Annotated in this window: 13 protein-coding genes and 1 other RNA gene; 7 read left to right on the top strand and 7 right to left on the bottom strand. The window is 65.6% G+C overall.

Going from position 1 to position 13,718, the window contains the following annotated elements:
- Positions 1–147: 147 nt before the first annotated feature.
- Positions 148–1,191 (top strand): ABC transporter substrate-binding protein, encoded by a 1,044-nt coding sequence (locus tag ACSHZY_RS12225; protein WP_435169492.1) that lies wholly within the window; start codon positions 148–150, stop codon positions 1,189–1,191.
- Between the two features lie 15 nt (positions 1,192–1,206).
- On the opposite strand, the gene ACSHZY_RS12220 is transcribed toward ACSHZY_RS12225, so the two are convergent.
- Complete coding sequence (locus ACSHZY_RS12220; protein WP_435169490.1) at positions 1,207–1,539, bottom strand: DUF3140 domain-containing protein; 333 nt, start codon at positions 1,537–1,539, stop codon at positions 1,207–1,209.
- Between the two features lie 48 nt (positions 1,540–1,587).
- Here ACSHZY_RS12220 and ssrA point away from each other — a divergent pair.
- From ssrA to ACSHZY_RS12195, 5 genes are all read left to right on the top strand, one after another.
- Positions 1,588–1,942, top strand: a transfer-messenger RNA (tmRNA) gene (ssrA, locus tag ACSHZY_RS12215).
- A gap of 57 nt (positions 1,943–1,999) precedes the next feature.
- Complete coding sequence (locus tag ACSHZY_RS12210; RefSeq protein WP_435169488.1) at positions 2,000–2,458, top strand: SspB family protein; 459 nt, start codon at positions 2,000–2,002, stop codon at positions 2,456–2,458.
- Between the two features lie 85 nt (positions 2,459–2,543).
- Positions 2,544–3,938, top strand: a complete 1,395-nt coding sequence (fumC, locus tag ACSHZY_RS12205; protein ID WP_271971746.1) for a class II fumarate hydratase — start codon at positions 2,544–2,546, stop codon at positions 3,936–3,938.
- Complete coding sequence (locus ACSHZY_RS12200; RefSeq protein ID WP_435169486.1) at positions 3,938–4,123, top strand: DUF4169 family protein; 186 nt, start codon at positions 3,938–3,940, stop codon at positions 4,121–4,123. Before fumC ends, ACSHZY_RS12200 begins: the two co-directional genes overlap by 1 nt.
- Entirely contained in the window at positions 4,120–4,332 is a 213-nt protein-coding gene (locus tag ACSHZY_RS12195) for a ribbon-helix-helix domain-containing protein (RefSeq protein WP_435169484.1), read from the top strand. Before ACSHZY_RS12200 ends, ACSHZY_RS12195 begins: the two co-directional genes overlap by 4 nt.
- Here ACSHZY_RS12195 and ACSHZY_RS12190 read toward each other — a convergent pair.
- The 6 genes from ACSHZY_RS12190 to purQ all read right to left on the bottom strand — a co-directional run bounded on the left by ACSHZY_RS12190 (position 4,329) and on the right by purQ (position 12,162).
- A complete protein-coding gene (locus ACSHZY_RS12190) occupies positions 4,329–5,078 on the bottom strand; it encodes a cytochrome c biogenesis CcdA family protein (RefSeq protein WP_435169482.1) in 750 nt (249 codons plus the stop codon). The genes ACSHZY_RS12195 and ACSHZY_RS12190 overlap by 4 nt on opposite strands.
- 113 nt (positions 5,079–5,191) lie before the next feature.
- Positions 5,192–7,624 carry an Rne/Rng family ribonuclease gene (locus tag ACSHZY_RS12185; protein WP_435169480.1) on the bottom strand — a complete coding sequence of 811 codons (2,433 nt, stop codon included), beginning with the start codon at positions 7,622–7,624 and terminating at the stop codon, positions 5,192–5,194.
- Positions 7,625–8,032: 408 nt separating this feature from the next.
- Positions 8,033–8,179, bottom strand: a complete 147-nt coding sequence (locus ACSHZY_RS12180) for a hypothetical protein (protein ID WP_435169478.1) — start codon at positions 8,177–8,179, stop codon at positions 8,033–8,035.
- A gap of 168 nt (positions 8,180–8,347) precedes the next feature.
- Positions 8,348–9,676, bottom strand: coding sequence for a sigma-54-dependent transcriptional regulator (locus ACSHZY_RS12175; RefSeq protein ID WP_435169476.1), 1,329 nt, complete (start codon positions 9,674–9,676; stop codon positions 8,348–8,350).
- A 7-nt stretch (positions 9,677–9,683) separates the two neighbouring features.
- A complete protein-coding gene (locus ACSHZY_RS12170; protein WP_435169474.1) occupies positions 9,684–11,447 on the bottom strand; it encodes a sensor histidine kinase in 1,764 nt (587 codons plus the stop codon).
- Between the two features lie 46 nt (positions 11,448–11,493).
- Complete coding sequence (purQ, locus tag ACSHZY_RS12165) at positions 11,494–12,162, bottom strand: phosphoribosylformylglycinamidine synthase subunit PurQ (RefSeq protein ID WP_435169472.1); 669 nt, start codon at positions 12,160–12,162, stop codon at positions 11,494–11,496.
- Between the two features lie 217 nt (positions 12,163–12,379).
- On the opposite strand from purQ, the gene ACSHZY_RS12160 reads away from it, so the two are divergent.
- Entirely contained in the window at positions 12,380–13,684 is a 1,305-nt protein-coding gene (locus ACSHZY_RS12160) for a DEAD/DEAH box helicase (protein WP_435169470.1), read from the top strand.
- The last annotated feature ends 34 nt before the right edge of the window (positions 13,685–13,718 follow it).

Here is a 13,718-nt window from a genome sequence, read left to right as displayed (position 1 = left end):
TTCAAGCTGCCTGTCAGGTAGAGGGCGGGGGCCGTTTGCCAAGGGCGCCCAAGATTTGGGCAAAGCCCGTCCGTTGGGCAATCCGCACTGGACGCATCCCCGCCCCCGCCATAGGATTTCTCGTGAATTTCCATGTTTGAGGATACCATGACCAAGACGCTTCTCGGCGCCGCCTCGGCCATCGCCCTTGCCCTGCCCGCCCATGCCGCCGATCCCGATCTGATCGTGCTGGACTGGGCCGGTTTCGACGTTCCCGGCCTTGTACAGGCCTATATCGACAAGAACGGCGACGCGCCCACCTATTCGCTGTTCGGCGATGATGACGAAGCGTTCCAGAAGGTCGCATCCGGTTTCCGCGCGGATGTGGGCCATCCCTGTTCGCAGATGGTGTCGAAATACCGCGACGCCGGCCTGATCGAACCTTGGGACGTGTCGCGCATCCCGGCTTACGAAAAGATCGACGCCCGCTTCACGGATTCCGAAATCTTTAAGGATGACTCCGGCGTCTGGTTCATCCCGACCGACTATGCCTACACCGCCGTCGCCTACAACCCCGACACCGTCCCGGAAGAGGATGTGCAAAGCCTTCAGGTCTTCAAGGACCCGAAATATGCGGGCCGCATCTCCCTTCCCGACAACACCGACGACATCTGGGCGCTGGCCTATCTGGCGACAGGCGTGACCGACTGGACCAAGGCCACGGACGAACAGTTCGAAGCCGCCGCCCAGTGGCTGCGCGACGTGCATCCCAGCGTGGTCGCCTACTGGGCCGATCCGGCCGAACTGACGCAGCTGATGGCCGGCGGTCAGGTTCAGGTGTCCTGGTCGTGGAATGACGGCGTGGCGCTGATGCAGGAAGACAACTTCCCCATCGCCTTCAACCGCCAGGCCGAGGAAGGCGCGTCTTCCTTCTTCTGCGGCTATGTGAACTTCAAGGAAGGTCCGGGCAACGAAGACAAGGCCTACGACTTCATCAACGCCTGGCTGGCCCCCGAATCCGCGCAGGTGCTGGTGGACAACATCGGCTATGCCCACACGAACCCCGACGGCATGGCGATGGTGTCGGAAGACGACCTGAAGGCCGCCTATCTGGATCCGGTCGAGGGCACGCTGCTGTCGCAGACGCCGATCGACAACCAGATGCGCGACCGCATGGTCCAGACGTTCGAGGAGATCAAGGCCGGGTTCTGATCCCCCGGCCCCGCGTCACTTCATCGGGTCGTGGCCCCAGTTCATCAGGGAGAAGCGCCAGTCGCTGTGCTCCATGTCAGACTGGGGTCCACCCTGCGCCTTGTGGCGCTTGATATAGCCCACGACCTTGGCCATGTGCGCCCAGTCCTCCTCGGACAGGTCGGCCTTCTTCGTGTCCTTGATCTTCAGGATGTGACGGCCCGACTGGTGGCCCGTGCTTTCGCCGTCGCCGCGCGTGTCGCCGACGCCTTGGCTTTCGTCCGTGTCCAGCCACGCCTTCAGCGCCGCCGGCGTCATGTTCACCAGGTCGGACCATTCGGTCCAGATGTCGTCATGGGATTTGGTCATCGGCCTCTCCTTCCCATCGGCAACCGCCCGGCACGCCAGAGGTTCCGGCCCCTTGCCCCGCCGGAACCTTCGGCCTATATCAGGGCTGTTCGGGCTTGCCCGGACTATGGCGATAAACGCACCCGTAATAAGCGGATCGGACCCGGGGGCGGTACCCGGCGGCTCCACCAACACTCCCTCGTTGGGGGCGGAGGGGGCCGAAACAGGATCGACGAACGTCTAAAGGGGCCAGCTTTCGCTCGGTGAGGTACCACCGTTATCGGTCCGAATTGTACAGTTGCCAACGACAACCGTGCTCCGATGGCCGTTGCTGCGTAAGCAGTAAAGGTTATCGAAACCTAAGTCCTTGCGCTTAGCCGCGTAAGGCGGGGCCCGCAGGAGCCTGGCAACAGAATCCTGCACCTCCCTTCCTTTCCGGTGATCGACGTTCTATGCTTTCCCCCAGCAGCCGGAGGAGCGCATGGCCAGTACGATCGATTATGGCAACCTGATGCATCGCGCGATGCGCACGCTGATCCAGAACGTTCTGGAGGATGTCGCCCGCGACGGACTGCCCGGCGACCATCATTTCTTCATCACCTTCGACACGAACGCCGAAGGGGTGGAGATCGCCGACTGGCTGCGCATGCGCTACCCCGAGGAGATGACCGTCGTCATCCAGCACTGGTTCGACAACCTGACCGTCACCGACGAAGGGTTCACGATCACGCTGAACTTCGGCAACCAGCCCGAACCCTTGGCCATCCCCTTCGACGCCATCCGCACCTTTGTCGATCCGTCCGTGGAATTCGGCCTGCGCTTCGAGACGCAGGAACAGGTCGACGAGGAGGAGGACGAGGACGAAAGCCCCGACGATCTGCCGCCCGAACCCCCGCGGGGCGAGGCCGAGATTGTCAGCCTGGACAAGTTCCGCAAGTAAGACGGTTATCGCCGTATGCGGCGGCATGCCGATTGATCTGATCGCCGGTCCGAATTATCACATGGGCCAGCGACAGGAGGATCACATGACCGCGACCCGCACCGAGACCGACAGCTTCGGCCCGCTTGACGTCCCCGCCGACAAGTACTGGGGCGCGCAAACCCAGCGCTCCATCCAGAACTTCCCGATCGGCTGGGAAAAGCAGCCCGTCGCGATCATCCGCGCGCTGGGCGTCATCAAGAAGGCCTGCGCGCTGGTGAACAAGGCGCAGGGCGACATGGACGCGAAGCTCGCCGACACCATCGCCGCCGCCGCGCAAGAGGTGATCGACGGCAAGTTCGACGACAACTTCCCGCTGGTGGTTTGGCAGACGGGTTCGGGCACCCAGTCCAACATGAACGCGAACGAGGTCATCTCCAACCGCGCGATCGAGATGCTGGGCGGCGAGATGGGCTCCAAGAAGCCCGTCCACCCGAACGACCACTGCAACATGGGCCAGTCGTCCAACGACACCTTCCCCACCGCGATGCACGTCGCCATCGGCATGATGGCCCGCGACACGCTGATCCCCGGCCTTGAAAAGCTGCACAAGGCGCTGGTCGCGAAGTCTGAGGAGTTCAAGGACATCATCAAGATCGGCCGCACGCACACGCAGGACGCCACGCCCCTGACGCTGGGGCAGGAGTTCAGCGGCTATGCCAAGCAGGTGGAAAAAGGGATCGAGCGGGTGAAGGCCTGCCTGCCCGACATCTACGAACTGGCGCAGGGCGGCACCGCCGTCGGCACCGGTCTGAACACCCGTGTGGGCTGGGACACCCGCGTCGCCGCCGAGATCGCCACGATCACCGGCCTGCCCTTCGTCACCGCCCCGAACAAGTTCGAGGCGCTGGCCGCGCATGACGCGATGGTCATGTTCTCGGGTGCGCTGAAGACGGTGGCCGCGTCGCTGTTCAAGATCGCGAACGACCTGCGGCTTCTGGGCTCCGGCCCCCGCTCGGGCCTGGGCGAGCTGATCCTGCCGGAGAACGAACCCGGATCGTCCATCATGCCGGGCAAGGTGAACCCGACGCAGGCCGAGGCGCTGACCATGGTCTGCGCGCATGTGATGGGCAACGACGCCGCCGTGGGCTTCGCCGGGTCGCAGGGCCATTTCGAACTGAACGTCTACAACCCGATGATGTCCTACAACGTGCTGCAATCCATGCAACTGCTGGGCGACGCGGCCGGTTCATTCACGGACAACATGGTCGTGGGCACGCAGGCCAACACCGCGCGGATCGACAAGCTGATGAAGGAGTCGCTGATGCTGGTGACGGCGCTGGCCCCCACCATCGGCTATGACAACGCGACCAAGGTGGCCAAGACCGCGCACAAGAACGGTACCACCCTGCGGGAAGAAGCGATCGCCCTTGGCCTCGTGGATGGGGAGACGTTCGACCGCGTCGTGCGTCCCGAAGACATGATCGGCCCGAAAGGCTGATGGGAGAAGTCGTCAACCTGCGCGCCGCCCGCAAGACGCAGGAGCGGCGGGCGAAACGCGCGCAGGGCGACACCAACGCCGCGAAGTTCGGCTTGACCAAGGCCGAACGTCACCGTCAGAAAGCCGAGTCCGACAAGGCTCGCCGCGATCTGGACGGGCACAAGACGGACCGGGCCCCGGAATGAACGGGCCGGAGAAGCATTCGCTGACCCTGCACGGCCACCGCACCAGCGTGACGCTGGAACCGGAATTCTGGAAAGCCTTCCGCGAGATCGCGGACGAGGACGGCAAGGCGATCAACCTTCTGGCCGCCGAGATCGACGCCGAACGGGGGGACGCGAACCTCGCGTCCGCCATCCGCGTCTATGTGCTGCGGCGCTTTCGCCCGGCCTAGCCGAGGCGGCCCAGAAGCGGCACGTTTTCCAGCAGGAAGAACGAGAACATGCTGAAAAGGCCGGTCACCAGCGCCACGCCGACCAGGATCAGCAGCGCCCCCATGGCCTTTTCGATCACGCCCATCCACGGCTTCAGCCGGTTCATCACGCCGATGGCGCGGTTGATGAACAGCGCGGCCAGCAGGAAGGGCAGCCCAAGCCCAATGGCATAGACGCCCAGCAGCGCCGTGCCGCGCGCCACGTTCGCCTCGGTTGCGGCCAGCGACAGGATGGCGCCCAGTTGCGGCCCGATGCAGGGCGTCCAGCCGAAGGCGAAGGCCAGCCCCAGCACATAGGCCCCCAAGGCCGACCCGCCCTGATCGCCCGCATCCATCCGCGCCTCGCGGTTCAAGAGGGGAATGCGCAGCAGGCCGATAAAGTGCAGGCCGAACAGGATCACCACGACCCCGGCCACCTTCGTCATCACGTCCTGATATTGCAGAAGCGCCGTGCCTAGCGCCGAGGCCGCCAGCCCGAGGAACAGGAAGACGGTCGACAGCCCCATCACGAAGAACAGCGCCGGCAGGAGGATGCGGCGGCGCCCCCCTTCCCCGCGCATGTCGTTCATGCTGATCCCGCTCATATACGCCAGATAGGGCGGCACGATGGGCAGCACGCAGGGGCTGAGGAAGCTGAGCACGCCTGCGGTCAGCGCGATCATCATCGCGGACAAAAGCCCCGCGTCCAACATGTCGAAACCGGCCATGTGCCCTCCTGTCCCCGCTGGCATAACATGATCCGCCCGCGGATCACGAGAGGGGCAGCGTCACTTCCGCGTGCAAAAAGGGCGCCCGAAGGCGCCCTTTCTTCCGGATTGGCTTACACGGCCCACCAGCCGCGGCGACGCGGCTTGGCGTCTTCCGCAGGCTCCTCGGCGGGCGCCGGCTCGGGCGCGGCGGCGGGTTCGGGCGCCACGACAGGTGCCGCCTCCGCCACGGGTTCGGCCACCGGCTCGGCCTTCTTGCGGCTGCGGCTGCGCTTGGGCGCCGCCTCCTCCGCCGGAGCGGCTTCCGCCGCCGGCTCGGCCTTCTTGCGGCTGCGCTTGGGGGCGGCTGCGTCCTCGGCTACCGGCTCGGCCGCCTTGCGGGTGCGCGTGCGGGTCCGTTTTGGCGCGGCCTCGGTGGCAACCTCCTCGGCCTCGGCGGCGGGTTCGATCACAGGCTCGGCCTTCTTGCGGCTGCGGCTGCGGCGCTTCGGCTCGGCCGCCACTTCCACGACAGGCTCCGGCGCAGGCTCGGCGATCGGGGCGGGTACGGGCTGCGGCTCGGGGTCGATCGGTGCTTCCGCGATCTCCTCGGCCACGCTTTCACCGCCCGCCGAGTCTTCGTCCGAGGCGGCTTCGGCACCCGAAAGTTCGGCCTGGCCCGACCGGCGACGGCGACGACGGCGGCGCTTCTTCTTGCCGCCGCCTTCACCCGGCTCCTCCGCGACGTCTGCCGCATCGGCGGCTTCGGTCGCGTCCCGCATGTCCACGGTTTCGGCCTCTTCGACCTCCTCCACAGTCACCGGCAGATCCAGCTCTTCCTCTTCCACCAGCTCGCCCATCAGCGAGGCGTCGCCCGTGATGACCGAGGAGGCCGGCACGATGCGGGTGGCGGTGTTGAACTTCTCGATCGAGTAGTCGGGCGACACCAGATGCGGGTCCGCCTCGATCCGCACGGCCATGCCATAGCGCGTCTCGATCAGCGCGATGTGTTCGCGCTTGTTGTTCATCAGGAAGTTCACGACCGCGACCGGCGCCTTCAGCAGCACCTCTTTCGACCGCTTGCGCGTGCCTTCTTCTTCCAGCTGGCGCAGGACCTGCAACGACAGGCTGTCATCCGAACGGATCAGGCCCGTGCCGTGGCAGTGCGAGCAGGGCTGCGTCGTGGATTCAAGCATGCCCGGATGCAGGCGCTGACGGCTCATCTCCATCAGCCCGAAGCCCGAGATACGGCCCACCTGGATGCGGGCGCGGTCCGTCTTCAGCTTGTCCTTCAGACGCTTTTCGACCGCGATGTTGTTCTTGCGCTCATCCATGTCGATGAAGTCGATGACGATCAGGCCGGCCAGGTCGCGCAGACGCAGCTGGCGTGCCACCTCCTCGGCGGCCTCCAGGTTCGTCTTCAGCGCCGTCTCCTCGATGGAGCCTTCCTTCGTCGCCCGGCCGGAGTTCACGTCCACGGCCACCAGCGCCTCGGTCACGCCGATCACGATGTAGCCGCCGGATTTCAGCTGCACGATCGGATTGAACATGCCGCCGAGATAGCTTTCCACCTGATAGCGTGCAAACAGCGGCATCTGGTCGGCATAGCGTTTCACCTGCCGCGCATGATCGGGCATGATCATCCGCATGAAGTCCTTGGCGGTGCGATAGCCGTCCTCGCCCTCGACCAGCACTTCCTCGATCTCCGAGTTGAAGAGGTCGCGGATCGTGCGCTTGATCAGGTCGCCTTCTTCATAGATCTGGGCGGGCGCGACCGATTTCAGCGTCAGTTCGCGGATCTGTTCCCACAGGCGCATCAGGTATTCGTAGTCGCGACGGATCTCGGGCTTCGTGCGCTTCGATCCGGCGGTGCGGATGATCAGGCCCGCGCCTTCCGGCACCGACAGTTCGGCCGCGATTTCCTTCAGCTTCTTGCGATCCGCCGCCTGCGTGATCTTGCGGGAAATCCCGCCGCCCCGCGCCGTGTTCGGCATCAGCACGCAGTAACGGCCAGCCAGCGACAGATAGGTCGTCAGCGCGGCACCCTTGTTGCCCCGCTCCTCCTTCACGACCTGAACCAGCATGATCTGGCGGACCTTGATCACTTCCTGGATCTTGTAGCGGCGGGCGCGCGGCTTGCGGGGCGCGCGGATTTCCTCGCTCACATCCTCTTCGGCAATCGACTCGATCTCGTCGGCCTCGTCGCCGTCCTCGCCCTCTTCGACCGACGCTGCTTCTTCGGCGTCCTGACGCTTGGAGGCTTCCTCGTCGTCACGTGCGAAGGCGCGTTCCTCGGCCAGCAGCGCCTCACGGTCCGCGACGGGGATCTGGTAGTAATCCGGGTGGATCTCAGCGAAGGCGAGGAAGCCGTGACGGTTCCCACCGTAATCGACAAAAGCCGCCTGCAGCGACGGCTCCACCCGCATCACCTTGGCAAGGTAGATGTTGCCCGAGATCTGGCGCCTGTTTACGGTCTCGAAGTCAAACTCCTCGACCTTGTTTCCGTCCACCACGACGACCCGGGTTTCCTCCGGGTGCGTGGCATCGATCAGCATTTTCTTGGCCATTGTGTTCCAATGCGCCCAAACAGACGTTTCTTCCCCGCAGGCGGGATCGGTCAGGCTGCGTGTGGCGGCTTGTAGGGGCGTGGATGCGCGGCGGACAGGGCATCGGGGCGCCGGAACGGCACCTCTCATCTCCTGTCATCAGTCCTGCGCCCATCGCGGTTCTGTCCCGGGCGCATCAGGCGCCCTGTTGATCGACCCGCCAAAGACCCGGCGGGCAAATGTCGTGACCTTTCGGCCTGAACTGCCATCTGCGTCCGCCAGAAGGGCTTCCCCCTTGGTCCTTCGCGGATGGCGAAACTGTGTGCACGCGGCCCGCCTTCCGGCGCAAGGCTACGTCCTGCAACAATAAGGGCAGCATGGTTCAAAACACAATGGGTCTTTTCCACAGGCCCGTTTCGTGAACCCGCGTCAGTGGATGGCCCCGACCCCGCCGCCGATCAGCCCGCCTGCGACAGCTTCGCCACCGGTCAGCTCGCCCGAGACCGAGCCACCGATCGCGCCCGTCGCTTCGCGGTCCGGCTCGGTTTCCGTCTGCGGCTCCGACGCGGGTGCCAACCGGCTTTCAGGCCTCGCGGGCTGTTGGTCCCGCCCCCCCGCCGAGCACCACGTCGCGGTGGGGTCCTTCATGGGGCGCACAGGCGACCACCAGCATCGACAGCATCAGGATACGCAGCATCGAGCCCTCATGGAAAAGGGCGCAGGGAGTGTCCTGCGCCCATGCTGTCAGACGTAATCGGCCCGCTGCAAACTGTATTTCGCCATCTTCTCGTTCAGCGTACGGCGCGGCAAGCACAGCTCTTCCATTACCGCCACGATGGAGCCCTTGTGACGGCGCATCGTGTTGTCGATCAGCATCCGCTCGAACGCCTCGACATAATCCTTCAGGGGCTTGCCTTCGGTCGTCAGGGCCGGCCCCGATGCCTCGTTGTCGGCCATCAGCAGCGACGCGATGGAACCCGAGCCACGACGGTTCTGCAGCACCGCGCGTTCCGCGATGTTGACCAGCTGGCGCACATTGCCGGGCCAAGGGGCCTGCAGAAGCTGCGCCGCTTCCTGCGCCGTCACCTGTGGCGCCTCGCAGCCGTATTCCTCGGAAAACTGCTCGGACATGCGGGTGAACAGGGTCAGCATGTCCTCGCCCCGCGTGCGCAGGGGCGGCAAAACGATGGTCATCGCGCCCAGGCGATAGAAGAGGTCGGGCCGCAGCACGTCCTCCAGCGTCTTGTCGGGCGCGTGCTGGTTGCAGATCGCGATGATCCGCGTTTCCGGCGGAATGTCCTGCTGGTTGATCAGCGTCAGAAGACGCGATTGCAGCGGGTGGCTCAGCGCCTCCACGTCCTCAAGGCACAGGGTGCCGCCGCGCGCCTCGTCCACCAGCGGCAGGCCGCCTTCCTCCACCGGGCCGAAGAGCTTCGCCTGAAGCTGATCCTCGGTCCATGCGGCGCAAGAGATCGTGACGAACTTCTTGCCCGCCCGCGGACCCACGGCGTGCAGCGCGTGCGCCACCAGCGTCTTACCGGTCCCCGTCTCGCCGTCGATCAGCACGTGGCTGTCGGCCTGCCCCAGATCCAGGATGTCCTCGCGCAGCCGCTCCATCGCGGGGGAGGTGCCGATCAGCTTCTGCATGATGACGCTGGCATCCGACAACTCGCGCCGCAGGGCGCGGTTGTCCAGCGTCATGCGCCGCGCCTGCGTCGCCTTCTTGGCCAGTTCGGTCATGCGGTCGGGGTTGAACGGCTTTTCCAGGAAGTCGAAGGCGCCAAGGCGCATCGCTTCCACCGCCATGGGCACGTCGCCATGGCCGGTGATCATGATGACCGGCAGGCCCGAATCCAGCGACATGAACCGTTTCAGCAGCGCCATCCCGTCCATGCCCGGCATGCGGATGTCGCTGACCACGATGCCCGGATAATCCGGACCGATCGCCTTCAGCGCATCTTCGGCCGACCCGTAGGTTTCGGCATCAAACCCCGACAAGGCCAGCCACTGGCTGACCGACTGCCGCATGTCGGCCTCGTCGTCGACGATCGCGACCTTCATTGCTCGAGCCATACAAACCTCACTCAGCTGCTTTCAATCGTTCTTGAAGTAAGGGCAGTTGCACTTCGAAAACAGCCCCACCCTCCCTGGCATTCGTCGCGGTCAGCCGGCCACCCAGATCCTTCACGATCCCTGACGATATCGCGAGGCCCAGCCCGACGCCCTCCCCGGGCTTCTTCGTGGTGTAGAACGGCTCGAACAGGTTGCCCAGATCGGCGATGCCGGGGCCGCTGTCGCGTACGCGCAAACTCACCGTCTGGCCCTCGTCCAGCGTGATGTCGATCTGTGGGGAAGCGACGTCCTTGGTCGCGTCCAGCGCGTTGCGCAGCAGGTTGATGATCACCTGCTCCAGCCGCAGCCGGTCGGCCAGCACCATGACGGGCTTGCGCGGGATCTGGCGGTTGATGCGGACCACGCGGACCTTCAGCTGCGGCTCCATCATCGACAGCGCGCCCGACACGCAATGGCGCACATCCACCGGCTCGAACGCCTCGCCGCCCTTGCGGGCATAGGATTTCAACTGGCGGGTGATGGCGCCCATCCGCTCGATCAGGTCGTCGATGCGCTGGAACGAGGACATCGCCTCCTCGGTCCGCTTGCGCTGCAACAGAAGGCGCGCGCCGGCCAGATAGGTCTTCATCGCCGCCAGCGGCTGGTTCAGCTCGTGGCTGACGGCGGCCGACATTTCACCCAGGGCCGCCAGCTTCGACGATTGCGCCAGCGTCGCCTCGGCCGAGGCCAGTTCCTTCTGCGCCTTTTCCCGTTCGGAAATCTCGCGCTGCAGGCGCTGGTTCAACAGCCGGAGTTCCGCGGATTCACGCTGCAGCGACAGGCTGCGCGACCAAGCGCGGCGCGACAGCATGTAGAAGGTCGCGGCCATCAGGATCGCAAAGCCCATGATCTCCAGCGCCAGGACCGCGTTCACGCGTTCGCGCACGCCGTCATAGGCGGTGAAGGTGATCAACCGCCAGCCACGGAAGGGCACGCGCGCGTCGGCGCGCAAAACGGCCTCGCCGGCCAGATAGGCGTCGGGCGGCTCTTGCGCCCAGTCGGCCGTCAGCTGGAACGCGCGGCGGATGGCCGAAGGCGGGTCCTGCACCGCCAGCGCCTCGGCCAGCTTCAGGCCGCGCCAGCGCGGTTCGGTGGCCAGGATCACGACGCCCTCGCTGTCGGTCACAAGGACCGCGTCCTGAAGGCCTGCCCAGGCGCGTTCGTATTTCATCAGGTCCACCGCGATCGCGACGACGCCGATCACCTGCCCGTCCTGCACCACGGCACGGGAGTAGGTGAAATCGAACGCCCCCTCGATCCGGCGGGTGGAGGAGAAGACCGTTTCCTTCGTCCGCATCGCGTCCACGAAGAAGGCGTCGTTGCGGTAGCTGGTTCCCAGCAGGTTCCGGTTCGTCGCCCCCACCACGCGCCCAGTCCGGTCCAGAAGCGAGATCGAGGCCGATCCGATCTCGGTCTGGAACGAGATCAGCCGCTGCGAGGTTGCAACGTAGTCGTTGGAGGACAGCGCCCCGATCAGCGCCGAGTCCCGCGCCAGCAGCAGCGGCACGACGGACGTGCGCTGCAATTCGTTCAGAAGGTTGCCCGCATACAGCGCCATCCGCACTTCGGCGCTGTTGCGCGTTGTTTCCGTGGCGCGTTCGGTCATCCAGCGGTTCGTGACCAGCACCATGGTCACCGCGATCACCGTCAGCACGACAAGGATGATCCGCAGCCGCCACGAGATTCCCGGGCGTGCGTCTCCATCCTCGTCGCTGTGGTCGCGTTTCGTCATCGGCGCAGGATATTCCCGCGCCCGCTCACCCTCAAGCGGGGTTCGATCAGGCAAGCGCCATCCTGCCCAACAGGGCGTCGAACAGCGCGCGGCCGTCGCCGCTGCCCAGCATCGGGTCCATCGCGCGTTCCGGGTGCGGCATCATGCCCAGCACGCGGCGGTTGGCCGACAGGATGCCCGCGATGTCGTTCATGGCCCCGTTGGGGTTGTCCAGATAGGTGAAGGCGATCCGGTCCTCGGCCGCCAGCTGCGCCAGCGTGTCAGGATCGGCGGTGTAGTTGCCGTCATGATGCGCGATCGGCACGGTGATCGACACGCCCTTGGCATAGCCTCGGGTGAACACGCTGTCGGCGGTGTGGACCTTCAGGTGGACCTGCCGGCAGATGTATTTCAGCCCGGCGTTCCGCATCAGCGCGCCCGGCAGCAGGCCTGTTTCCGTCAAGACCTGAAAGCCGTTGCAGATGCCGATGGCATAGCCGCCCCGTTCCACATGCGCGGCCAGCGCCGAGGAGATGGGTGAACGTGCCGCTATGGCCCCGCAGCGCAGGTAGTCGCCAAAGGAAAATCCGCCCGGTACCCCGACCACATCCACGCCCTCCGGCAGGGAGGTGTCCTTGTGCCACACCGTCACGACCTCGGCCCCCGCGTCACGGAAGGCGACGGCCAGATCACGGTCGCAGTTGGACCCGGGATAGGTGATGACGGCGGCTTTCATGGGCGCGAACCTCTGGCTGGAAGGATTGCGCGTGCCATAGCGCAAAGCGGCCTGCGTGACCAGAGCCTTGACTTTCGGGCAAGGATCGGCCATCTGCACCACAACCGACCGCCGCTGCCGCGTGAGCAGCCGACAAAGGCACGGTCATCCGGTTCCCACGATCACGCAGGGGTCCGCGGCAATTCCGCCGCACACCACCGCCAATCAGGGATATCCCATGACGACGTTCGCCGATCTCGGCCTCAGCGAAAAGCTGCTGAAAGCCCTTTCCCACACGAAACTGACCACGCCGACCCCGATCCAGGAACAGGCGATCCCCCACATCATGAAGGGGTCGGACCTGATGGGCCTGGCCCAGACCGGCACCGGCAAGACGGCGGCCTTCGGCCTGCCGCTGCTGCACCGCATCCTGGACATCGGCCACCCGCCGGGGCCCAAGAACGTGCGCGCGCTGATCCTTGCGCCGACGCGGGAACTGGTCACCCAGATCTCCGACAACCTGACGATGTTCACCAAGGGCACGCCCGCCAAGGTCACGACCGTTGTGGGCGGCGCGTCGCTGTTCCGTCAGGCCGAACGCCTGTCCAAGGGCACGGACGTGCTGGTGGCCACCCCCGGCCGCCTGATCGACCTTCTGGAACGCGGCGACGTGAACCTCGACCAGTGCGGCTATCTCGTGCTGGACGAGGCCGACCATATGCTGGACATGGGCTTCATCCATTCCCTGCGGAAGATCGCGAAATACATCCCGCTGCGCCGCCAGACGATGCTCTTCTCGGCCACAATGCCGAAAGACATCGAGGAGTTGGCCCAGACCTACCTGCGCAACCCGGTGAAGGTCCAGGTTTCGCCCCCCGGCAAGCCCGCCGACAAGGTGACGCAGGCCGTGCACTTCACGCCCCAGGGCGACAAGGCCAAGCTGCTGGAAAGCTACCTGAAAGAGCATCCGGGCGAGCGGTCGATCGTGTTCGGCCGCACCAAGCACGGTTCGGAGAAGCTGATGAAGCTGCTGGTCAACTGGGGCTTCAAGGCCGGGTCCATCCACGGCAACAAAAGCCAGAACCAGCGCGACCGCACCCTGACCGAATTCCGTGAAGGCACGGTGGAGGTTCTGGTGGCGACGGACGTCGCGGCCCGCGGGATCGACATCCCCGGCGTGAAGCACGTCTACAACTACGACATGCCGAACGTGGCGGAGAACTACGTCCACCGCATCGGCCGCACGGCCCGCGCCGGCACCGAAGGCCGCGCGATCGCCTTCTGCGCCCCGGCCGAGATGGGCGAGTTCCGCGACATCGAGAAGCTGCTGAAAAAGGCGATCCCGGTCGTCGGTGGCGCGCCCTGGGCCGCCTCGGACGTGGCGGCGGCTCCGAAGCCCGGCCAGAACCGTGGCGCCCGCCCGCAGCACAAGCCGCGCGGCCATGCCCCGGGCAAGCCGGACGCCTCCAAGGCCAAGGCGCGCCCGCCGCGTCCGCAGGGCAAGCCGGGTGGTGCCACGGCACCGCGCCGCGCCGCACGCTAAGGGGCCACTTCCCCACCGCTTCGCCCTGCGCTAT

It is taken from the genome of Falsirhodobacter sp. 1013 (genome assembly GCF_051195255.1).
GTDB lineage: Bacteria > Pseudomonadota > Alphaproteobacteria > Rhodobacterales > Rhodobacteraceae > Falsirhodobacter.
The sequence above is the reverse complement of the archived record's forward strand: the minus strand, read 5'-3'. Positions and strand labels throughout refer to the sequence as shown.

What these genes read in the sequence shown, in the direction of transcription:
- ACSHZY_RS12225 (WP_435169492.1), top strand. Translation starts at nt 148, where the DNA reads ATGACCAAGACGCTTCTCGGCGCCGCCTCGGCCATCGCCCTTGCCCTG.
- ACSHZY_RS12220 (WP_435169490.1), bottom strand. Translation starts at nt 1,539, where the DNA reads ATGACCAAATCCCATGACGACATCTGGACCGAATGGTCCGACCTGGTG.
- ACSHZY_RS12210 (WP_435169488.1), top strand. Translation starts at nt 2,000, where the DNA reads ATGGCCAGTACGATCGATTATGGCAACCTGATGCATCGCGCGATGCGC.
- fumC (WP_271971746.1), top strand. Translation starts at nt 2,544, where the DNA reads ATGACCGCGACCCGCACCGAGACCGACAGCTTCGGCCCGCTTGACGTC.
- ACSHZY_RS12200 (WP_435169486.1), top strand. Translation starts at nt 3,938, where the DNA reads ATGGGAGAAGTCGTCAACCTGCGCGCCGCCCGCAAGACGCAGGAGCGG.
- ACSHZY_RS12195 (WP_435169484.1), top strand. Translation starts at nt 4,120, where the DNA reads ATGAACGGGCCGGAGAAGCATTCGCTGACCCTGCACGGCCACCGCACC.
- ACSHZY_RS12190 (WP_435169482.1), bottom strand. Translation starts at nt 5,078, where the DNA reads ATGGCCGGTTTCGACATGTTGGACGCGGGGCTTTTGTCCGCGATGATG.
- ACSHZY_RS12185 (WP_435169480.1), bottom strand. Translation starts at nt 7,624, where the DNA reads ATGGCCAAGAAAATGCTGATCGATGCCACGCACCCGGAGGAAACCCGG.
- ACSHZY_RS12175 (WP_435169476.1), bottom strand. Translation starts at nt 9,676, where the DNA reads ATGGCTCGAGCAATGAAGGTCGCGATCGTCGACGACGAGGCCGACATG.
- ACSHZY_RS12170 (WP_435169474.1), bottom strand. Translation starts at nt 11,447, where the DNA reads ATGACGAAACGCGACCACAGCGACGAGGATGGAGACGCACGCCCGGGA.
- purQ (WP_435169472.1), bottom strand. Translation starts at nt 12,162, where the DNA reads ATGAAAGCCGCCGTCATCACCTATCCCGGGTCCAACTGCGACCGTGAT.
- ACSHZY_RS12160 (WP_435169470.1), top strand. Translation starts at nt 12,380, where the DNA reads ATGACGACGTTCGCCGATCTCGGCCTCAGCGAAAAGCTGCTGAAAGCC.